The 21,776-nt window shown below is 51.9% G+C and carries 14 protein-coding genes and 11 pseudogenes; 9 read left to right on the top strand and 16 right to left on the bottom strand.

The genetic code is table 11. From position 1 onward, the window contains the following. Positions 1-55: 55 nt before the first annotated feature. The 5 genes and pseudogenes from PS053_RS22905 to PS053_RS22885 form a co-directional block, all read right to left on the bottom strand. Positions 56-127: pseudogene (locus PS053_RS22905) on the bottom strand (hypothetical protein); the annotation flags it as partial. A gap of 76 nt (positions 128-203) precedes the next feature. Then, positions 204-278: pseudogene (locus PS053_RS22900) on the bottom strand (hypothetical protein); the annotation flags it as partial. A 546-nt stretch (positions 279-824) separates the two neighbouring features. Next, positions 825-1,841, bottom strand: a complete 1,017-nt coding sequence (locus PS053_RS22895) for an IS110-like element ISShdy1 family transposase (RefSeq protein WP_000219394.1) — start codon at positions 1,839-1,841, stop codon at positions 825-827. A 97-nt stretch (positions 1,842-1,938) separates the two neighbouring features. Then, positions 1,939-2,181, bottom strand: coding sequence for a hypothetical protein (locus PS053_RS22890; protein WP_001503439.1), 243 nt, complete (start codon positions 2,179-2,181; stop codon positions 1,939-1,941). After that, positions 2,178-3,104: a DUF1281 domain-containing protein gene (locus PS053_RS22885; RefSeq protein ID WP_476397317.1), complete on the bottom strand. Its 927-nt coding sequence runs from the start codon at positions 3,102-3,104 to the stop codon at positions 2,178-2,180. Before PS053_RS22885 ends, PS053_RS22890 begins: the two co-directional genes overlap by 4 nt. 393 nt (positions 3,105-3,497) lie before the next feature. Here PS053_RS22885 and PS053_RS22880 point away from each other — a divergent pair, with 393 nt between their 5' ends. The 3 genes and pseudogenes from PS053_RS22880 to umuC form a co-directional block, all read left to right on the top strand. After that, positions 3,498-3,746, top strand: coding sequence for a DinI-like family protein (locus PS053_RS22880; RefSeq protein WP_032084478.1), 249 nt, complete (start codon positions 3,498-3,500; stop codon positions 3,744-3,746). A gap of 47 nt (positions 3,747-3,793) precedes the next feature. Continuing rightward, a complete protein-coding gene (gene umuD / locus PS053_RS22875; protein ID WP_273775005.1) occupies positions 3,794-4,180 on the top strand; it encodes a translesion error-prone DNA polymerase V autoproteolytic subunit in 387 nt (128 codons plus the stop codon). Next, positions 4,180-5,181, top strand: a pseudogene (umuC, locus tag PS053_RS22870) (translesion error-prone DNA polymerase V subunit UmuC); the annotation flags it as partial. The gene umuD and the pseudogene umuC, both read left to right, overlap by 1 nt. Here umuC and PS053_RS22865 read toward each other — a convergent pair. Further along, positions 5,141-6,368, bottom strand: a pseudogene (locus PS053_RS22865) (IS3 family transposase). The pseudogenes umuC and PS053_RS22865 overlap by 41 nt on opposite strands. A 199-nt stretch (positions 6,369-6,567) precedes the next feature. Between PS053_RS22865 and PS053_RS22860 the strand changes: the two are divergent. Together PS053_RS22860 and PS053_RS22855 are read left to right on the top strand one after the other, a co-directional pair. After that, entirely contained in the window at positions 6,568-6,837 is a 270-nt protein-coding gene (locus PS053_RS22860; RefSeq protein WP_097411212.1) for a hypothetical protein, read from the top strand. Next, on the top strand, positions 6,825-7,400 hold the full coding sequence (locus PS053_RS22855; protein ID WP_256878422.1) for a hypothetical protein: 576 nt from the start codon (positions 6,825-6,827) through the stop codon (positions 7,398-7,400). Before PS053_RS22860 ends, PS053_RS22855 begins: the two co-directional genes overlap by 13 nt. A 72-nt stretch (positions 7,401-7,472) precedes the next feature. Here the strand turns inward: PS053_RS22855 and PS053_RS22850 are convergent. The 6 genes and pseudogenes from PS053_RS22850 to iucA form a co-directional block, all read right to left on the bottom strand. Further along, a pseudogene (locus PS053_RS22850) lies at positions 7,473-8,868 on the bottom strand (IS3 family transposase). A 418-nt stretch (positions 8,869-9,286) separates the two neighbouring features. Next, positions 9,287-11,482 (bottom strand): ferric aerobactin receptor IutA, encoded by a 2,196-nt coding sequence (gene iutA / locus PS053_RS22845; RefSeq protein WP_273775140.1) that lies wholly within the window; start codon positions 11,480-11,482, stop codon positions 9,287-9,289. A gap of 5 nt (positions 11,483-11,487) precedes the next feature. Further along, positions 11,488-12,813, bottom strand: coding sequence for an NADPH-dependent L-lysine N(6)-monooxygenase IucD (gene iucD, locus PS053_RS22840; protein WP_256878421.1), 1,326 nt, complete (start codon positions 12,811-12,813; stop codon positions 11,488-11,490). Further along, positions 12,810-14,552, bottom strand: coding sequence for an NIS family aerobactin synthetase IucC (gene iucC, locus PS053_RS22835; RefSeq protein WP_256878420.1), 1,743 nt, complete (start codon positions 14,550-14,552; stop codon positions 12,810-12,812). Before iucC ends, iucD begins: the two co-directional genes overlap by 4 nt. Continuing rightward, positions 14,552-15,499 (bottom strand): N(6)-hydroxylysine O-acetyltransferase IucB, encoded by a 948-nt coding sequence (gene iucB / locus PS053_RS22830; RefSeq protein ID WP_256878419.1) that lies wholly within the window; start codon positions 15,497-15,499, stop codon positions 14,552-14,554. Before iucB ends, iucC begins: the two co-directional genes overlap by 1 nt. After that, positions 15,500-17,224, bottom strand: a complete 1,725-nt coding sequence (iucA, locus tag PS053_RS22825; protein ID WP_256878442.1) for an aerobactin synthase IucA — start codon at positions 17,222-17,224, stop codon at positions 15,500-15,502. It lies immediately after the preceding gene. A 135-nt stretch (positions 17,225-17,359) separates the two neighbouring features. Between iucA and PS053_RS22820 the strand changes: the two genes are divergently transcribed. Further along, positions 17,360-18,553 carry an MFS transporter gene (locus PS053_RS22820; protein WP_256878418.1) on the top strand — a complete coding sequence of 398 codons (1,194 nt, stop codon included), beginning with the start codon at positions 17,360-17,362 and terminating at the stop codon, positions 18,551-18,553. Between the two features lie 177 nt (positions 18,554-18,730). Here the strand turns inward: PS053_RS22820 and tnpC are convergent. Beyond that, positions 18,731-19,521 (bottom strand): annotated as a pseudogene (gene tnpC / locus PS053_RS22815) (IS66 family transposase); the annotation flags it as partial. Next, positions 19,410-19,949, bottom strand: a pseudogene (gene sitD, locus PS053_RS22810) (iron/manganese ABC transporter permease subunit SitD); the annotation flags it as partial. The pseudogenes tnpC and sitD, both read right to left, overlap by 112 nt. Here sitD and PS053_RS23210 point away from each other — a divergent pair. Continuing rightward, positions 19,946-20,032: pseudogene (locus PS053_RS23210) on the top strand (transposase domain-containing protein); the annotation flags it as partial. The pseudogenes sitD and PS053_RS23210 overlap by 4 nt on opposite strands. Positions 20,033-20,078: 46 nt before the next feature. Here the strand turns inward: PS053_RS23210 and PS053_RS23205 are convergent. Beyond that, positions 20,079-20,171 (bottom strand): annotated as a pseudogene (locus PS053_RS23205) (transposase); the annotation flags it as partial. A 140-nt stretch (positions 20,172-20,311) separates the two neighbouring features. Next, positions 20,312-20,944: pseudogene (locus tag PS053_RS22800) on the bottom strand (transposase); the annotation flags it as partial. A gap of 181 nt (positions 20,945-21,125) precedes the next feature. Between PS053_RS22800 and PS053_RS22795 the strand changes: the two are divergent. Together PS053_RS22795 and PS053_RS22790 are read left to right on the top strand one after the other, a co-directional pair. After that, positions 21,126-21,263: pseudogene (locus PS053_RS22795) on the top strand (IS3 family transposase); the annotation flags it as partial. Positions 21,264-21,534: 271 nt separating this feature from the next. Next, complete coding sequence (locus tag PS053_RS22790) at positions 21,535-21,762, top strand: hypothetical protein (RefSeq protein WP_273775135.1); 228 nt, start codon at positions 21,535-21,537, stop codon at positions 21,760-21,762. Positions 21,763-21,776 lie beyond the last annotated feature (14 nt).

Here is a 21,776-nt window from a genome sequence, read left to right as displayed (position 1 = left end):
TGGCACGTACGGTTCTTAGGGGGCGGCTGCACAGTAATGTGCAGCTGCTACCCGACATGAAATCAATGGCGTTATCAGGGATACGCGCCATAACATCGATGCAGTTACCGAGGACAAAACGGGACATAACAGCACTCCTTCTCTTACAGAGGGCACCGGGAGGGCGCCCCTGTGGCGTCCGTTCCCCGCTGCCTGTGGGCTGTTCACCGCGTCCGGTAACGGGTCAGGCCGACCGTGGAATACCGCAGCCGTCGTCTTTCTGACGGCGAGGATATGCCTATAAGGACATCTGTTGTAGAGTCAACGATGATGATGAAATTAATGTATCAATATGAAATAGAACGATTTTTATGAGAGAAAGGCTCATGTCAGAGACTTCATCCGCGAAACAGAGAACCAATAAAAATCTCCTGCATAGCTCAAGTACGCAATGACACAAGCCTTAATGCTTTTAATTAAACGCTGTTGCAACTGGATTGAGGCGGAGCGCAGCAAAGCGAGCACCGAACACTCCAGGTGCAACAGTGGAATAATTCTTTTATCTATCATGAGATTGATTTCTGCACACAACTTGCACAGTCAGAGTAAAAGGTTACGGACAGCGAGCCTATAAACGGTTATTAACGTGCTGTTGTTAGCAACGAACCCTGACGAAAGACGCACGCCATAGACTCCATCCGCGAAACAGATATCCACATAAACATGGCAGCCTCTTGCATATCTCGAGTAAACCATGGCGCAGGTCCAAACCTTTTAAATCATCATCGTGCAGTCGTCATGCAAGGAAAGAAATCAATTTCATAAACTCATTAATAATCAGTAGACTAGGCAGGAAATCTGAATTCATCTCTCAGGTGCAACATTGCCCAGCACATACGTGCATTTTTTGCTGCTATCGCAACAAGCGCTCGTCCATATCCTCGCCTTTCTTTTAACTGCAGGGCCCATCGACTGACCGGATCATCATTTTTAGCTGCTCCCAACAATACAGATCTCGCCCCCAAAACAAGAAGTGTTCTGAGATAGCTGTCGCCGGCTTTAGTTATTCTCCCTAACCGTGCTTTCCCCCCGGAACTTTGTTGTCTTGGTGTTAGCCCCAGCCAGGCACTAAACTGACGTCCGTTCTTGAAATCATGACCATTACCTATGCTGGCAACGATTGCTGTTGCAGTCATCGGGCCTATCCCCCTGAATTGCATTAGTAGTTGTGCTGCTGAGTTATCTCTGGCAAGTTGCTGAATGAGTTTTTCACTGTTTTTAATCTTTTCTTCTATGTGATAAAGCTCATTAAGAAGATCACCAATAACCTGATTACAGTAACCGGGCAAATCCTCAAGGACCTGAGCCACCCCGGATAAAAACGCTTTAAACGCCTGCGGGAGAACAATACCTAACTCACTGAGCAATCCCCGGATGCGATTAATCAATGCTGTTCTCTCACTGACATATCCCTGATGAGCTCTGTGTACAAATAACTGCCCTTGCTGCTCAACTGATTTTATGGGAACAAACCGCATATTAGGACGGGTAACAGCTTCACAAATGGCAGCGGCATCTGCAGCATCATTTTTCCCATGACGGCCACCCATACGGTATGGAGAAACCAGTTGCGGCGCCATAATTCGAACTGTATGCCCCATTTTCTGGAACTCTCTTGCCCAGAAATGTGCACCTGTACATGCTTCAATTCCAATCAGACATGCTGGAAGTGTTGCAATCAATTCAAGCAATTTAGCCCGACGCACAAGAGGCTTAACTAAAACAGCTTTTCCTGCAGCATTAACGCCATGCACAGCGAACACATTTTTAGCTAAATCAATACCGACAGTAACAACAGTCATAGAGGATCCCTTAACAATGGCTTTGTACGCTTATCATCGTGTTGACGCAGTCTTCCAAAGTAACTCCCCAGCGTAAAGACCGAATAAGATGTCCCTTTCATTCGCGAAAGCGGCTTGAAGGGCGTTCATCAGAAAAGGGCGACGGGCTGGCGTACACTGTCACCGACGCCAGCCGGGAGCGGTAAAAGCGCCCGTCCCGTGCCCGCCGGACGCGGGACACTGACCACAGGCAGCGTTTATGCCGCGCCGCGTCAGCCGGCGCAGTAAAAAGAGGAGCCCGGCGACATCCTTTACCGGAAAAGAAACGGGCGGTTGCCCGCCCGTCTCCGTCATACTTCATCCGCCATAATGCGCCACCTTGTCGACTATCCACGCAGGTCCGGTGACTTCCGGCAGCTCATCGTCATCTGTCGGGGAAGACCATTCCAGTTCCCCCCACAGCACATCAACAAGCTCTCCGCGCTCATACAACTGCCAGCCACAGAAATTGCAGCCCTGTTCGGCGTACCAGTGCTCCAGCGTGCAGCCGAAACGGCGGCTTAATTCTGCAACAACGTCGCTTTCCGGCTGACACCACGGCGTGTCGAAATCCACCTGAATGAAGTTGTCTCCCTGACTGCTGATATTCACCTCATACCCCACAGGCCACTTCACGCCATACTGTTCCGTATACCAGTGATACGCAGAAGGAACACCGTTCAGAACACCACCGTTAAAGCCATTCACTTCAACATCCAGGCGGGTGGGCAGAACCGTCAGCAGGTCAAACGGCATGGTTTTTTCCGGCAGTACATTGTCACACAGACGGTTCCACCACACCGATACATCCTCGTTACTCCAGAAGCCACACCAGTCACCTCTTTTGGCGGTGAAATGCACGGTGATGGTTTCTCTGACCTCATCCGGTAATCCTTCCCAGCGACGCTGGCCAGTACCGCTCTGCAGCCAGAGTTCATGCAGCATCAGGCAGTTTTGCTCATCCAGCAGTACACCGTCCTGCAGGTATGTCAGCCAGCGGGTAAACGCGATATTCTCCGGCGATACAACGCCACGCCCGGCAGCCGTCAGTCCGGGGCATGGTTCAAACCGCACATCTTCAGTGGTCTGCAGAAGTCCGGCACTTCCGGCCAGAAACAGCTGAATACCTTCATTTGTGGCGCGGCGATAAAACGGTGTGACTGCACCGCTGGCCAGTCGTTTAATCTCAGCAATCTTTGCCGGTTCACCAGAAAAATGCATACGATTTGAGCACCAGTTTGGCATGGGAATTCTCCTCTCACATGCGGCCTCCATCAGGCCGTGCCGCACCTGTAACCGGGCGACCGCATACGAATGCAGGTGCGGCCCCGAAGCCGCAGCGCGTGGAGGAGGAACGACGAAACGTGACCGGGTGAGGAGGCCGGCGACAGCGACACACTTGCATCGGATGCAGCACGGTTAACGTGCCGGCACGGCCTGGGTAACCAGGTATTTTGTCCACAGAACCGTGCGCAAAATGCTGTGGATAAGCTGGACACAGCAGTCCACAGCAGGCATACAGCCACACACTCAGAGAATTGAGCGTTTTTTAGTCACAATAATGACATTTGACTGTGTGCGGATTCAGTTATTAGAATACTGTATATAAATACAGAAAAAGAAAAGGGAGATGAGAACATGATCCGCATTGAAATTCTTTTCGACCGCCAGAGCACAAAAAACCTCAAATCAGGCACACTTCAGGCGCTACAGAATGAAATCGAACAACGTCTGAAACCACACTACCCGGAAATCTGGCTGCGTATAGACCAGAGCAGCGCCCCGTCTGTATCTGTCACAGGAGCCCGCAACGACAAGGATAAAGAACGTATCCTGTCTCTGCTGGAAGAAATCTGGCAGGACGACACCTGGCTGCCTGCAGCATGAGTACCGTTTATCACCGTCCGGCTTCCCCTTCAGGCGATGACAGTTAAGTGCGACCGTTGTTTGCCGATCGTTGCCAGGCCGGTTTTCCTTCTCCTGCCACTGATTATGCTGAGCAGGAACTGGATCTGAACAGCTATTGCATCAGCAGACCTGCAGCCACCTTCTTTCTGCGCGCCAGCGGTGAATCGATGAACCAGGCTGGTGTGCAGAATGGTGATCTGCTAGTAGTGGACAGGGCCGAAAAACCACAACATGGGGACATCGTTATCGTTGAGATCGACGGGGTGTTCGCCGTCAAACGACTGCTGTTGCGCCCACGCCCGGCACTGGAGCCGGTTTCAGACAGCCCGGAGTTCCGCACACTGTATCCGGAAAACATCTGTATTTTTGGTGTTGTCACTCATGTGATACACAGGACGCGGGAGTTACGCTGATGTTTGCACTGGCTGATATCAACAGTTTCTACGCCTCATGTGAAAAAGTTTTCCGCCCGGACCTTCGCAACGAACCGGTCATCGTACTCAGCAATAACGATGGCTGTGTGATCGCGCGCAGCCCGGAGGCAAAAGCTCTTGGCATCAGAATGGGGCAGCCCTGGTTTCAGGTCAGACAAATGCACCTGGAGAAGAAAATACATGTATTTTCCAGCAATTATGCACTGTACCACAGCATGAGCCAACGGGTTATGGCTGTTCTGGAGTCGCTTTCTCCCGTAGTTGAGCCCTACTCAATTGATAAAATGTTCATTGATTTGCGGGGGGTGAACCGTTGCATCTCTCCGGAGGTTTTTGGTCATCAGCTCAGGGAACAGGTAAAGAGCTGGACAGGACTCACCATGGGGGTGGGCATTGCGCCTACAAAAACGCTGGCCAAAAGTGCACAGTGGGCAACAAAGCAATGGCCACAGTTTTCCGGTGTGGTTGCGCTGACGGCAGAAAACCGTAATCGGCTCTTGAAACTACTGGGGCTGCAGCCTGTTGGTGAAGTCTGGGAAGTAGGACGCAGACTGACGGAAAAGCTGAATGCGCTGGGTATTAACACAGCACTGCAGCTGGCGCAGGCTAACACGGCATTCATCCAGAAAAACTTCAGCGTCATTCTTGAGCGTACGGTACGCGAACTCAACGGCGAGTCCTGCATATCCCTGGAAGAAGCACCACCGGCAAAACAGCAGATTGTCTGTAGTCGCAGTTTTGGTGAACGAATCACAGACAAAGATGCCATGCACCAGGCTGTTGTTCAGTATGCGGAGCGGGCAGCAGAGAAACTACGTGGGGAGCGTCAGTATTGCCGGCAGGTGGCGACATTTATACGAACGTCACTCTTTGCAGTGAAAGCCCCCTGTTACAGCAATTCCGCTGTGGAAAAGCTTCCATTGCCCACTGGATTTGCCCCTATATTTCCAGACACCTGTTATCACTTAACCCATTACTGGCCTGCTGCCGTAGATATTCCCGTGGCGAGCGATAACCCAGTGCACTATACGGATGCCATTCGTTATAATGCTCGAACGCCTCTGCAAGGTTCTTTGCTGCCGTTAACCCGTCTGGTTTAGGCATGACACTGATGTAGTCACGCTTTATCGTTTTCACGAAGCTCTCTGCTATGCCGTTACTCTCCGGACTCCGCACCGCCGTGTTCTTCGGTTCAAGCCCCAACATCCGGGCAAACTGGAGTGTTTCATTAGCCCGGTAGCATGAACCATTATCCGTCAGCCACTCTACTGGAGACGCCGGAAGCTCGTTGCCGAAGCGGCGTTCCACCGCTCCCAGCATTACGTCCTGTACTGTTTCACTGTCGAAGCCGCCCGTAGTGACTGCCCAGTGCAGTGCCTCACGGTCACAGCAGTCCAGCGCGAACGTGACTCGCAGTTTTTCTCCGTTATCACAGCGGAACTCGAACCCGTCAGAGCACCATCGTTGATTGCTTTCTTTCACGGCCACTTTGCCTGTATGTGCCCGTTTCGATGGCGGTACAGCGGTTTTTCGCTCAAGCAACAGCGCATTCTGGCGCATGATCCGGTAAACCCGTTTGGCATTGATCGCAGGCATACCATCAAGTTCGGCCTGTCTGCGAAGCAGCGCCCATACCCGACGATAACCATACGTGGGCAGCTCTCCGATAACATGGTGTATACGGAGAAGCACATCCGTATCATCTGAGTGACGGCTGCGGCGACCATCTTTCCAGTCATCGGTTCGTCTGAGAATTACGTGCAACTGCGCACGCGACACCCGGAGACAACGGCTGACTAAGCTTACTCCCCATCCCCGGGCAATAAGGGCGCGTGCGCTATCCACTTTTTTGCACGCCCATATTCAACGGCTTCTTTAAGGAGTTCATTTTCCATCGTTTTTTTCCGAGCAGGCGCTGGAGTTCTTTAATCTGCTTCATGGCAGCAGCAAGTTCAGAGGCAGGAACGACCTGCTCTCCTGCGGCCACAGCAGTAAGACTTCCCTCCTGGTATTGCTTGCGCCAGAGAAATAACTGGCTGGCTGCCACACCGTGTTGCCGGGCAACAAGGGAGACCGTCATTCCCGGTTCAAAACTCTGCTGAACAATAGCGATCTTTTCCTGTGTAGTACGCCGTCTGCGTTTCTCCGGTCCTAAGACATCAATCATCTGCTCTCCAATGACTAGTCTAAAAACTAGTATTAAGACTATCACTTAAATAAGTGATACTGGTTGTCTGGAGATTCAGGGGGCCAGTCTAGTCATAATACATAAATTCACATCTGATATAATATTTACCAAAGTAGAGATAAATTATTCAATATATGATTTTACCTATTAATGTACATAATCAAACGGAGCATGCAGGATGGATGAAAAAGTATACTTTCGCCTCAGCTATGAAACGATGACCGGCGATACGGAAGACTTCATTAACGCATGTCTTGAACGGGCAAACCGTGCGGACTGCAACGATACCGATGCGGAGATTACCCGCGCACGCAGCGCTATTGAACTCTGGTACTGTCTGGCACTCGCGGGGCGTGCCCCAGACGACGTCGCCGACAGGGACCATCTGCGGTTCACCGAAATGCTCCTGCGCGCCCCGACAGCAGAACAACGCGCATGTCAGCTGTAACCTCCCGTGGGCCGTCGCCGCTGCAACGACGGGTGCTGATTGTGCTGGCTGCCCTTGATGAAAAACGGCCTGGCCCCGTGCTGACTCGGGACATAGAACGGGTGCTGGAGCGAAGCGGGGAAGCCCCGGTCTACGGACCAAACCTGCGCGCCTCCTGCCGGCGCATGGAAGCATCAGGCTGGCTTCGCACCCTGCACACCCCGAATCTGCAGCTGGCTGTCGAGCTGACGGACGCCGGCCGGGCCGTGGCACAGCCTCTGCTGCTGGCAGAACAGCGCGCGGCAGAAGTCGTCGTACTGCCGCTGGTCCCAGCATCAGGTCTGCCCGCAGACGGCACTTCTGCCACTGATCTGGCGGTGGAGCTGAACGGCATGACGTATCAGGCCTGCCGTGGGGATTTTGTGGTACGTCTCGACGGCAGTACCTGTCTGCAGTTATGGAACAGAGAAGGTAGGGTGGTACGCCGGGAGGGCGATCCGCTGGAAGTTGCGCAGTGGCTGCAGGCCTGTCATGATGCCGGAATAAAAGTTCGTGTACAGGTTAATGAAAGCGTCACCCCGTAAAAACATGCCAGCATGTCAACGCCACGATCTTTGACCGTCTTGGGGATGCGGACGATTTCCTGGACTGCTTTATCATTCCAGCCCGCATTGTTGGCGGTACATTTCAGGGCTGACTGCACCCAGCGATAATTTTATACGCCGCTCGTTATACCATCTGATGTAAGCATCTACATGCTGCATTCACTCTTTCCAGCCAGCCTGGCCAGCGATAATGCCCACCTCTGTCACTGTGTATCACCGGTCGTTCGCCAGCATTTAACGTTTCGACAGCGCTATCCAGCATAGTGTTGACCAGTTCAGCATCGGGGCGTGTACTGAGAGACCAGCTCACAACTTTTCCATCGAAGCAGTCCACCACCGGTGACAGCCAGACTTTACCTGCAGGGAGCTGGAACTCCGTGATATCTGTCAGCCATTTCTGATTAGGTTGCTCCGCCTTAAAATCTCTGGCGATAAGGTTATCCGGAGCCGGTCCGATTTCTCCGCAATATGAGCTGTAGCGGCGACGACGGTTACGGCTGACGACAAGCTGTTCCTCCACCATAAGTCTGCGTACAACCTTTTCTGATAGCCGAACCCCCTCATGCCTGAGCATCGCATGCAGGCGACGATAGCCATAACACTGGTAATTACTGTTAAATATATCTGTCAGCATCGTACGTATCGTGGCGTATTTATCACCGGCTTTCAGTGCAGCCCGGTGATAAAAATAACTGCTACGGGCAAGGCCCAGAACATGCAGTAATTCTGTCAGGGGATATGTTTGTCTCAGGGCATCAGCGATCTTCGTTTTTTCTCTGTTGTTCAGGTGACTGATACTGATGCCCGGGTCTTTTTTTATGATTTCCTCCGCCTTTTTCAGAATATCCAGCTCCATCTGCCGGCGGCGTATTTCCTTATTCAGTCGGGCGACTTCCTCCCGCAACGCATCGCGTTCTGCCTCCAGGGAAGGTTCGTTATGTTTACGCATAGTCTGGTAAGCACTGTTGCCGATAATTTCATCTTTCCATTTATACAATACCGCACGACTGACACCAATACGCCTGGCGATTTCACTGGCTGATACTTGTCGTGTACAGAGTGCCATGACAGCCTGACGTTTGACTTCTGGTTCAAAGGGCGCAACCGGGTTGGCCTTACTGGTAAATATACGTCGTCTGTCGGGATAAAGTTCATTAACCCAGCGAGCGAGTACATCAGTGCAGGGATAACCCAGGGCTCTGCTGGTAAACGCCAGGCAGCAGCCGTGGTTAAGATAATGTTCAACGGCAACCTGTTTTTGCTCATCGGAGTAACGGTGCTTATGACGAATGGATTCTTTTGCGCCACCACCTGCTTCCCATGAGCGGATCCAACGCCGCAGATTTCTTTTCGAAGGGTAGCCCAGTTCGCGTACGACGGGAGCCAGCTTCTTACCATATTTGAAATAAAGCTCAATGGCGCGGATTTTTTCTTCTTCAGTAAACATGTTTTATCTCCTGAGAGTCCAGGAAATCATCCGCATCCCCCTTATATCACTGGCGCTGACAGAGTTATCCGGCATGGTGTCAATCAGTTCACAATTTTTCCATCGGAGCAGCCTACCACCGGTGATAACCAGACTTTGCCTGTAGTTTGTATACACAATCCCTGGCATTGAAACACACATATGAAGTGTACTTCGGATATGACCGTGCGCTCAGGAAGTACGGCAGATTCCGTCAAAAATTACCTGTAAAGGCAGACTTCAGAAAAAACAGTGCTCGCCGCAGACCGGTGACCGGTGACCGGGCGAAGCACGCGAACCGGCGAGGAAGCGCAATGGATCTGTAGTTACAGTGACCATAGATCCGTTTTCCAAGCGGAGCCCTTACGGTAGCCCGGCGTGCGCCGGGCAGGAAGATGTTTCAGAACAAAACTGAGTAGTTCATACCAAAAGTGCGGCCCCGGCCTTTATAGTCGTACAGAGAAGCGGGACCGTAACCCGGACTGTAGTACAGTGGTGCACGTTGCCCCCAGACAGTGGTGTAGTCACGGTTGAAGAGGTTTTCAATGCTGAAGCTGAGTGTACCCACCGGAAGCTGATAACTGCCGAGCAGATCCACGGTGGTATAGCCATCGACCTTGTAGCCCTGTGCGTCGCTCACGTCAAAGGAGGTGGTGCTCTGCACGCGCAGACTCCACGGGTCCGATGCCCAGCCAATGTAGGCTGTCGCTTTTGATGGGCTTGCTGTCTTCACATCGTATTTCTGCCAGGTACCGTTCGCTTTAGACTCAGTTTTCAGCACGTTGAAGTTCACTCCGGTACTCCAGTCAGTATCAGGAATCAGGTAGTCCAGTGCGCCTTCCACACCGTAAATGCGGCGTTTGTCGTCCATAACGCTAATGCTCAGGTCCTTATTGGCTACCACGCTCTTATCGGAAATCGAATAGTAAGCAGCGATTTGAGTACGCAGGTTGTCACCGGTAAAGCGCCAGCCCAGTTCATAAGAATCGACTTTCACGCCTTCCAGCTTACTGTCGCTGACGTTCACACTCCTTATCAGGGGAAGATGACCGTTCACTGCTGTATCATAGATACCGCGACCGTAGTATTTACCCGGATCCGACAGATTCACCCCCTGAGAAAAGTTGATCCATGCCTGCTGGCGTTCGGTGATGTGCATCAGCAGACCGGCGTTGAACAGGAAGTTGTCGTAATCGACTGAGCCGCCAGGAATGGCGTCGGCGGAGGTCGCCTTCCCGGCGGCAATCTGCCGTTGCTGAGCGTAGCCGATGAAATCATCAATCTTGTTTTCAGTGTACTGATAGCGTACGCCACCGCTGAGGGTAAAGATATCATTGATGTCATAGCCTGATTGCAGGAAGGCCGCCAGGTTGGTGATGTCATACGACGGATAGCGCCCGGTGGTGTAAATCTTCTTGTTGTTCAGCCCTCCGGAAGCACTTGCCTGAGCCAGGTCGAAGAACATCTGGTTGGAGGTAAAACGCTCATGATCAGCATCCAGCCCCCAGGTGATTTGCCAGCCGTCCGTCACTTCGTTGTTCAGGGTCAGTTTCATGCCATACTGGTCGGTATTCTGCTGTGACGAAGAGAAAGCCGTCGCTTGTTTGTTCGCATTTACCGTCGGGAACGGGTAGAACCGCAACGACTCATCGCGGTAGTAAACCTGACCGATCAGCTCCTGTCCCAGGAAATCGCTGTCAGAGTACTGCAGACTGATCAAATGCCGCTCAGTACCGGGAATACGGTCGGAATTCAGCCCCTTACTGACGTATGGCGTGCTGGTCCCGCTGATAGCGGAGAAGCCTTTCCCGAGATTAAGCCCGTAATTGTCGTCCCCCTGACTTTTATAGTACTGTGTTATCAACTGAAGTTGCCGGGATGCATCGATATTCAGCGTACCAGTCCCCATGATATCCAGCCGATCGGAGTGCTGCAGGCCAGTCTGGGTGTTATCGAACAGGGTGGCATCGTTATTACCGTCAAACCAGCCGCCAAATTTCTGATATGCCAAGGAAATACGTCCGGAGATATGGTCATTTCCACCGGAGACAGCACCGGCAATGCGCTCATCGTGATCTTTAGTGCTGTTAAAGCCACTTTTGGTGCCAGCCTCAAACTCCATCATTGTTTCCGGCTGGCCTTTTTTGGTCACGATGTTGAGCAGCCCTCCGGTACTGCCGCCACCGTACAGAGCCGTCGCGCCGGAGATCACTTCGATATGATCTATATTAAAAGGATCGACAGAGTCCAGTTGTCGGCTGTCGGAACGTGAAGAGTTGAGGCGCACACCGTCAATCAGCACAACCAACGGGCGGCCACGCATATTCATTCCGTAGTTGGTTCGGCTCTGGCTGCTGATATCAAGGCCAGGGATTAACTGAGCCAGTGCGTCTTTCAGCTCTTTACCGCCCTGAATCTGCTGCTCCAGTTCAGCATTTTCGATAATCCAGGTGGTTTGCGCCATCTCCGCTACAGTTCGATTGCTGCGGCTGGCGGACACTATGATCTCATTATCATCGTTTTGCTGAGCGACAGCTGGTGACAGCACGACAAGAAGCAGCGGACCAAGAGCCCGGGTCATATACTTTTTGCGTATCATCGTTATTCCTGAATATCTGCTGTATAGTGAATAAAAGAAGCAGCCTCCGACTGCGGTTCGCTGCGCCACTGAATCAGTGCAGGCGGCATACTGAGATCGAATAAATCACGCCCCAGTACGCAATTAAGAATACGTGCAGATCGCCATGCCATCAGGCTGAGCTGGGGTTCGGCGATGCCATGAGTTTGCATGCTGGCGTTGACCGCGAAGATATTATTTTCTTTCGGGCCACTCCATTCCAGAGTGAAGTCATCACGCACTTTAAAGGTGTTCTTATCGTGCATGGTGATCAGGGGCATCAGTGAGGGAAGTATTTGTGGCAACGCAGAACGGTAACCTGTAGCGAAAATCACCACATCACTTTCCAGGATCTCCCTGCCCTGATCCAGATGATGTTCCAGCAGCAACTTCCAGCCCGGACCACGACTTTCCAGAGTTGTTACCGAGCGGCTGGGTAGCAGACGGATATTTCTTGGTTTTCTCAGAACTTCAAAACGGTGGTACAACTCACGATAAATTGCCAGTAAAGAATCGGCAGTGATGCCATCCGATGTCATTTTCTGCTCATCCAGTAACTGATGGCGAATATCTTCCTCAAGTCCGGAGAAACCTGAAATATATTCAGGTGTAAAATACTCATCAGCAAAAGCCGCCTCATCCAGTGCGTTAAAATTATTGCGCCGGGAGACCCAGTTTATTTCCGCAGACTCTCCCCATTCCCCGCGTAAGGCATTAAGTAACAGGTCTGCACCACTCTGTCCTCCGCCAACCACAGTTATTCGTTTTCCACTAAGGTCCGGCCGACGAAGATTCATTTCACTGGCATGGAAACAGGATTGTGTCACTCGCTTCACACAAGGTGGTAAATAAGGTTGTTTTCCTGTACCAAGGCAGATATTGCGGGCAAAATATTCTCCCCGGCTGGTTTGCACCAGAAACAATCGGCGTTTTTTATCGAAATCAATATTTTCAACGGTATGACTGAAATACAGGTTATTCATATCTTCAGCAGCCCAGCGGAGGTAGTCAGAAAACTCTTCACGGGATACTGTACGTAGTCTGCTTGTAAGGAAACGATAGAACTTTTTGTGCTTCACCAGATAGTTAACAAAGCTGTATGGATTTGTAGGTGCAACAGCACTGACCAGATCTTTCAGAAATACGGTCTGCATATGGCAATCCGGTACCAGCATACCCGGATGCCAGGAAAAATGAGGATGTTCATCAAAGAAGAGACAGTCCAGTTCTTCGATCTGATGTGACAACGCAGCAATGCTGAGATTAAATGGCCCTGTCCCTACACCAATAAAATCGACACTTTTTTTCATGATTCATATTCCTGAGTTACCAGCCACAGCGGATTTTGCAGATCCTCAAGGTAATTCGGCAACATGCGGCTGCCGCCATCCTGGTCAGGCCAGGTCAGTTTTACCGGGTTCAGCACCACGCGAATGATTTGTGGCCTGAAAAGTGAGAAAAGCGCAAAACGCTCTGACATTTGTGGATGTTTTTTCATGTAATCACTCAACACTGCTGCCAACAGTTGATAAAATCGCCTTTCAGGTACGCCAAGATGAACCATCAGTGGAGAAATAAAACGCAGCACTGTCACGAAGTGACCCGTCTGCAAATCATGGATTAAGTAGTCCGCACTCAGGCGGGATGTAACATCACGAACTTCCTGAGGCAAAGAGTCCATTTCGGGGAACTCTTCTTTCACCAGCCGCATATCGCCCTGGAAGTCTTTCAGCAGAACACGCTGTGGAACCCCCTCTTTCATTGCGAGCGTTATATTTTGTCCATGTGCAATAAGCGCGACACCGTAGCGGCAAAGCAGGTGATACAGCGGAACCACGACCACCCGGAACAGTTGCGTAAGCCAGGTTTCAGCGTCAAGCCCTGATCGGTCGATATATGCGCCTGCCAGCGGCTGATTGTTTTCGTCGCACTCCATCAGTGTTGCCATCAGAACCGGACTTTCATCCGGATCCAGCCAGCGGCACGGATTCTCCCGCCAGATAACACCAAGCATTTCTTGGTAGCGATAGGGAGCCCGGGCAAGCGCGCCATAGCCTTCATGGGACACATAGCCCGCAGCCGGTTCACCAAGGATGACTGCGCCGCTTTGCACCAGGGTGGCGTCGGTCGCAAAAACCTGTTGTAGCCAGCGTGAAGCCAGTGGTCCGGCAGCGATGTATCTGCCAGGGATCCCCCGGTAGCATGAGGTGTTGTAGATGGTCAGCGGCAGCTTGACATCCAGTCCACTCCGGCGACTGGCGTTGGTCAGGGTACGCAGCGACTGCTGGGCGAGCCACTGATCGCCAAACTCGCCGAGAGACACCATCCTGCCTTCAGCAAAATCAGCGATGAAGTCGGAGGCGATTTTTTGCTGCCACTGCCACGGATGTACCGGCAGCGGCAGCCAGTTATGATCCAGTCCGTTTTCCTGCCAGACCTGACTGAAGCGGCCAAACTCCTGCGGATCCATTGCGGCCGTCAACAACTGCTGAATATCCAGCTCGTTATCACAGCGCCAGATCATATGTTCACGTTTTACCGCCAGCCAGTGCAGTCTGAAGGTGTTGGCATACTCTGGCGCATATCGTTCCAGCGCCTCTTTACCCCAGCCACGGCGACCTTTATTAAAAACGAATTTAGGATGACCGCTCAGCAGGCATTGCAGGCGGTCGGCATCAAGATTAATCAGGTCACTGGCGCTCAGCCCGCGACGGGCTTTCAGCAGTTGCAGGTCGCCCTGCAGCGTGGCATACAAATCCTGCATATGCTCAGCAACGGTTGCATCGCTCATTGACAGTACCGGCTTTAGCTGCATCAGCAGCGTCTGCGCCCGTACAGGCTCGTCCGCGCAGCGCAGAGTTTGAGCATCAATCCAGAGCCAGCCCCAGATACCACGTTCAGCGATGAAGCGCCATTGTGCACCCGGCAGGTTAATGCAGTAGCGGTCATCGCCCTGAGATTCCGCGTGGAAAACCTGCTCATACTCCAGCTCTGACAACATTTTTGCCACCAGGCGGCGGTTGACCAAATCCCAGTCTTTGTGATCCATTACAGACCGACCTCCGTGAAGAAGTGATGACGCTCCGCCATCACCATGCGCGAGCGTTTATGTGGGAAATCGAACTCTTTAATTGTCCGGTATCCCGCAGGCTCAAGATGGCGGAACAGGCGCTGGTTATCGGTGCGTGGCTCCAGTACTGTGCGTTGCGTACGGGGCTCATTCAGCAGCAGGTAATGTGTCAGCCCGCGCAGCCAGCTCTGCACATAGTGGGCTCCGCGCCATTGCTGTTCACCAACGAGCAGATGCAGGCCACGGTCAAAGGGCTGCCACGAATAGTGGCGGCCAATGCGGTCTTCCGCCGCCCAGTAGATTTCGAAATAACTGAACGGCCGATCGTCGAAGCAGCCAATCAGCGGGAATGCATGTTTATCTGTAAGCTGGCGCTCCAGATAGGCGCTCTGTACCTCCTGTGAGCCACTTTGCTCCCAGAAATACTCAACGCGCGGATCGTTCATCCAGCGAGTGAAACGTTCTGCATCAGAAACGGGATCGGCAATGCGAAAACTCAGCATCCTGCGAATGCGTGGATCGTAACGACGGTAAACCTCACCCTGCGGACGTGGGGGGCGCTGCGGGAAATAAATCTCACGCTCTGCATCAAAAAACATTTCACCGGAGGCCCGGTTTGCCGGAGAACTCAGCCATAACGGTAACTGCCAGAAAGCGGAACGATGGATAATGTCGCTTTGTACCTGTCCGAAAAGCGTCAGCGCCTGTGGCTCCTCACGCCATTCGGCCCAGGGAAGAACCACTGCTGAAAGTTGTGGTGCGGCAATAAATATCTGATCCAGCGCGTCGCACAGCCACCCTGTCGGCAGCGCCCCGGGCCAGTGCAGTACCGCGCTATTGTCCAGCCCCCACCCAAGATTCAGAGGCTTGTCGAGTTTTTCACAGCGCAGTCCATATCCGCTGTGAACAATGTTTGCCCCAGACATTCAGACCTCCTGAGCCAGCAGCGGGTTAGCGAAATCAAAATAGATCACCGAAGGGTCAACGATGGTGTTCTCGTTATGATCGTTCAGATAACAGAAAAAGTTCCCTTTTACGTTCCAGTACGGACTTTCCAGCACATAGTTGAGACAGGTTTTATGAGTCACCTGGTCACGCACTTCAGCCAGCAATGTTCGTACACGAGCCATCAGATTCGCTTCGCTGTCCAGCCCGGCAGCACCCAGCGCAGCAGTTACGGCAAAAGTGGAGTTAACCATCAGGTAATAAGGGAAATAGCGCAGCAACTGCTCACGGGTGAAAATATTTTCCGCCTGCGCCTCGTCAATGGTGTCGAGCCAGTCTGTCGCGTGAGGCATAAACGCGCAGCCCTGGCAGTCACGGTAAATAAATCCGACCGGCAGATCCCCAAGCATCTGCACAAGAATATTTTGCTGATGCGCCAGCAGCACCAGGCCGTAATCCGCTTCAGCCGTAAACAGAGGCTTCAGCACCTGCTGACAGTAAGCATCGACCCATGCGTGGGCGGCCTGTTGCACAGTGATACCTAGGCGATCGCTCAGGCGTTTTACCGCCGAAACCAGCAGAGAATCACCGCCATCCGGTGCGGCCTGAGTCAGGGAAACCAGTACGTTGGTCTGATTTTGCGGTTGCTCTACCAACAGGTTTTCACGCAGGGAAAACAGACTTTCATGCATGATGTTGCCGTTAAGATCGCGCAACCCGGCCCAGCCGTCCTCCAGCATTACCCGGAACGTCGGGAAGCGGGCCTGTAGCATCTGCCAGCCGTCGGTTTTCGCCAGGCGTGCCAGGCGCATTCCTCGCTTCACCTCTTTCACAGATAGAGTACGGACGGAGTTGGTCAGCCGTACGCTCAGGGAAAACTTGATCATATCGCGGCTGGTTGCACAGTAGAGGGAGCGGGAAGAGGTGGTCGGCAGCCACGACGTGCCGGACTCGCCTAAGTCTCTGATAAGTCCTTTAGCAACAAGTGACTGGCACCACGCCTGCTGCAAAAGATATTCTCCCTGCCACGGGTGCTGTGGGAGCAGCCATTGATTGCCACTTAATTCGTTGAGTAACTGGGGGGCATTCTCTGCGGCAAATCGCGTCAACCGCTGTTGAAGGTTGAGATGCAGACTTTCACCAGCGATTTGCGTTTTATCCACCGAAAACCACCGCAGCGGGAAGTGGGGCGCCATGTCAGGCAGGTATCGTTCAGCCTCCTGCCGGTTAAACGGTTCATGAGACTTGGGTGCAGGGTGGAAAGCGTGCCCTGTCAGCAGTGCCTGCTCAGCCTCGCCAAAATTCAACGCTTTTTCACGCAGGACGGCCCAGTCATGGCGGGCATCTATTGTCTGTTGCGTATGGGCGTAGCTTTCCAGCACGCGTTGGTGGAAAGTTTCGCAGAGGGGAGCTGGCAGAAAAAGTTGACGTCGTAACTTATCAATAATAAGCCGGGAGAGAGTGGTAAAGTCGACAGGATAACTGCCTGATGCAGTGACCAGATGAGCAGGAAATGCAAAGCGGTGATGCTGGGTTGGTGAGAAATAAGTCACTCTGAAATGGAGCGACTTCTGCTCGTCCAGCGGGATAATCAATTCGTCTGACGGGTATTCCGTCAGTTGCCAGTCTTTGGTTTCACGAATCAGGGCATTCAGGAAGCACTGCGCAGCCACATCTGTGGCGGATTTTTCAGAGGGCAGGGTCATCATCAAACAGCTCCCACACAGTAAAATAATAACCATTATGTAGATAACGATTCTCATTATCAATGAGAAATGTTATTGTCAGAAAAATTAATTTTACAAACAAACACAATTAATACATGGAGTTGAAACATTACAATGCCACCTGAGAGCGAAGAAACGCCCCAAAAAACACTGTCCTGCTGGCCACTTGCGTTCAGTGCCGGGCTTCTCGGTATCGGACAGAACGGTCTGCTGGTTATACTCCCTGTTCTGGTCATACAGACAAATCTGAGTCTGTCTGTATGGGCTGCCCTGCTGATGCTGGGCTCAATGCTGTTTCTGCCATCTTCCCCATGGTGGGGAAAGCAAATTTCCCTTACTGGCAGTAAGACTGTGGTGCTGTGGGCTCTGGGAGGATATGGCGTAAGTTTTACCCTGCTTGGGCTGGGAAGCCTGCTGATGGCTATCGGTGCTGTAACAACAGCGGTGGGGCTGGGAATATTAATCATCGCCCGGATCGCCTACGGGCTGACCGTGTCGGCAATGGTGCCAGCCTGTCAGGTCTGGGCATTGCAGAGAGCGGGAGAAGGGAATCGCATGGCCGCTCTGGCAACTATCAGCTCTGGCCTGAGCTGCGGCAGGCTATTCGGGCCGCTGTGCGCGGCGGCAATGTTGGTCATTCACCCTATAGCGCCAGTATGTATGCTGATGGCAGCGCCAGCGCTGGCACTGGTGATGCTTCTGCGGTTGCCCGGCACACCACCACAGCCCACACCGAAGCGCAAGAGCGTCAGCCTGAAGCGGGATTACCTGCCTTATCTGCTTTGCGCAATGTTACTGGCTGCGGCAATGAGCATGATGCAGCTTGGACTTTCGCCAGCCCTTACTCGCCAGTTCGCCACTGATACCACCACTATTAGCCAACAGGTGGCGTGGTTGTTGGGGCTGTCCGCAGTAGCTGCGCTTATCGCGCAGTTCGTGGTACTCCGTCCACAGCGCTTGACTCCAGTGAATCTGCTCCTGAGTGCCGGGATGTTGATGAGTAGTGGTCTGGCAATCATGCTCGCTGAACAGCTATGGTTGTTTTACCTGGGCTGTGCAGTACTGTCATTTGGGGCCGCTCTGGCAACCCCCGCTTATCAACTTTTACTGAATGATAAGCTGGCCGACGGCACAGGCGCGGGCTGGCTTGCGGCCAGTCACACACTTGGCTATGGGCTGTGCGCATTGTTGGTGCCACTGGTGTCGAAAACAGGTGTCTCAATCGCGCTGATTGTGACGGCATTATTTGCCGCAGTATTATTTACCATAGTGTCTGCATGTATTTGGCATTACCGTACAATCAAGTAAGGCTATGATGTTGCACTCACAGCCAGCATGTGCTATTTCGCTGTCGAAACCGCTTGTGCTGACCGCCCGGTGCACTCACCTGAAGCACATCGACAGCATGCCACCTGGACGCTAGATCGTCTTCTGAAATGGGTGGACACATTGACCGTAAGCGGCTCGCCAGAACCGTATTGATATTTACTGAGAGCTCAGATCAACTTTCCAGGGCAACAGATCGCGTACCCGGTTTGCCGGCCAGTCCAGGATATGCTCAATGACGTAACGCAGCCATTTTTCTGGCTCCACATTGTTCAGGCGGCATGTGCCGATCAGCGAGTACAACACCGCCGCATGTTCGCCACCGCTGTCGGAACCAGCGAACAGCCAGTTTTTCCGGCCTACGGCCACTCCCCGTAAAGCGTTCTCTGCGATGTTGTTGTCGATTTCCACCTGGCCATTACTGCAGTACACGTTCAGGCCCTCCCACTGTTTCAGCAGGTATGCGAACGCTTTTGCCGTATCTGAGTGACGCGACAGTGTTTTCATCTGGGTCTGTATCCAGTCATACAGTGACTGCATCAGTGGCGCAGCTCTGGCTTTTCTTGCTGCCAGACACTGTTCTGCTGAACATCCCCGGACTTCTGCCTCGATGGCATACAGTTCACCGATACGCAGCAGGGTTTCCGTGGTGATATCGGTTGGCGCTCTTGCATGCACATCGTGGATTTTTCTCCGGGCATGGGCCATACACGCGGCTTCCGTTATTCTGCCGGATTCGTATAACGCCCGGTAGCCACCGAAGCATCGGCCTGAAGCACTCCGCTGTAACCGGACAGGTGATTCTGTGGATGTATGCCTTTCCGGTCCGGGCTGTACGCGAAATAGAGAGAATGATACCTACCGCTTTCAGCGTCGCCACAATGGTCAGAGAAACCATGCACAGCAGCCCATAATGTAGCCATCTTGTATGCAAACCACTTACCTGCGCCTGTTGATAATCAAAGCAGAACAGCAAAAAATCCCGCCATTTTACGCTAATAACAAGTGTAACCAGCCCGGCAATAATCACCGTCTGGATTATATCGCCGATGGTTATCCCGAGCATGTCGCCGAAAAGAATATGGTCAAGACGCACGTCTGGTTTGACTGCAATATACAAGATCAGACCTGCGGCAAACATGCCAGAAAAAACAATCCCCATCACTGTATCTTGCTTGATTCGGCAGTTGTCTTTCAGGTATCCCGTCGCCACCGCACAGAATACTCCGGCGACAAATGCCCCTGTCGCCAGAGGTACCCCCAGAATCCAGGCAAGCACGATGCCAGGAAAAACCGCATGGCTCATCGCATCTCCCATCAGTGCCCAACCTTTCAGGACCAGAAAGACCGAAAGCAGCGCACAGGGGATGGAAACATGTGAAACCAGAAAAATGGCTGCGTTACGTCATTGAGCATATCCTGGACTGGCCGGCAAACCGGGTACGCGATCTGTTGCCCTAGAAAGTTGATCTGAGCTCTCAGTAAATATCAATACGGTTCTGGCGAGCCGCTTACATTTGAACAGGAGGTTATCATTGATATCGTGTTCCCGGGCAATACGGGCAACAGAGGCTCCTGGTTGTGAAGCCAGTTTAACCATTTGAAGTTTAAACTCATTTGAAAATGATCTGCGGGGTTCTACGGATAATATTTTCTGCTCCATAACAGGTGTCCACTAGTTGAAAAGGTGGGCACTTACGTTACCAATACTGGCTTAATGTCATGTTCTGACAGCGCCTGTTTATGACCACCACGTTTATACCGGTGAGTCGGCTGCAGCTGACCAGCCCCAGCTCTTTCATGGCCTGCCAGCAAGCCAGCGTCCCATCTGGTAGCCTCTCCGGGTTGCCATTGTGGCGATGCTTCTTGCTCCGGCCGAACCGTGGCTGATGCCATGTAGCTCAAGTACCTGACTGCGTAATACAGCCCGTCTGCCGTCTGGTTTTTCAGGACGGTTTTTCCAGTATCTGTAGCTGCTGCGATGAACCCCGAACACATGGCAGAGTGTGACCACAGGATAATGCGCTCTGAGTTTCCCGATTATCGCGAACTGTTCAGGGAGTCTGACATCAGGAGCGCGGTAGCCTTTTTTAATATTTCATTCTCCATTTCAATGCGTTGTAGCTTTTTCCTCCGCTCACGTATTTCGATTTGTTCTGGTGTTATCGGAGGGGCTTTTGGTGTTTTGCCCTGACGCTCATCACGCAGCTGTTTGACCCATCTTGTCATTGTGGAAAGGCCAACATCCATAGCTTTGGCGGCATCTGCCACCGTGTAGTTCTGGTCAACAACCAGTTGAGCGGATTCGCGTTTAAACTCTGCGCTGAAATTTCTTTTTTCATTGGAGCACCTGTGTTGTTCTGAGGTGAGCATATCACCTCTGTTCAGGTGGTCAAATTCAGTGTGTCACTACAGTTTCAACCGTACAGAGGATTGACAGTATTTCCATGCTAATTGTTAAGCTTAAAATTGAACTATATCTATCTGTCATTTGGGGTATTTGCCAATGACATGCGGTAGCTTTACCTAAACAGTCAAAGAGCGTGGCGTTGACATCATGCGCCAAAATGCGCTGTTGCTTAAGCGTAACCCTGTTGTAACGCCATCTAAAAGGGCACATATAGGCAGAGTGGCTGAGAAAGAAAGTAATCAGTGATGGTTCTCTGACGGGGTCGAGTTCCACTGTGATAACTGAGAAAAACTGTGTGTTACGTTCGCGCTGATAAGCTTTTTCTGCTTCTGCAGAAGGAATGTAGCCCTGCATTTCCAGTAATCATCGATTGTTATATTTGTCCGATGTTATTGGGACGGGTCAGAATGACATCCACATTGTGTTCTGAGATATTGTTCACTACGGGAATATCTGCGGCGACGGTTCAGTAATGGGGTAAGTGATACTGGTGTCTGGCAATATAGGGGCAAATACATTTAGCACGATATATTTATAAAATAATGGAGAATATATGAGAGTTGAGAAATCACAAGTACATAAAGAAACAAATCTAATTCAAGATAAGAAAAATATAGGTACTTTAAGTTTGTTGCGAAAAATAAAACCATCCTCAACTGAGGATGTTATAATGGCAGGAAAGCTTATCCAAGATGAAATAAGAAAAAGTTTTTCAATAACTGAGATAAAAAAAACCCATACGTGGGGGGGGGGGGAACTGGAAATCAGCGCTGGCTCATAGGATAGTTTTACTGA

The organism is Escherichia albertii (assembly GCF_028622335.1).
GTDB lineage: Bacteria > Pseudomonadota > Gammaproteobacteria > Enterobacterales > Enterobacteriaceae > Escherichia > Escherichia albertii.
This window is presented reverse-complemented; position numbering and strand designations above follow the sequence as displayed.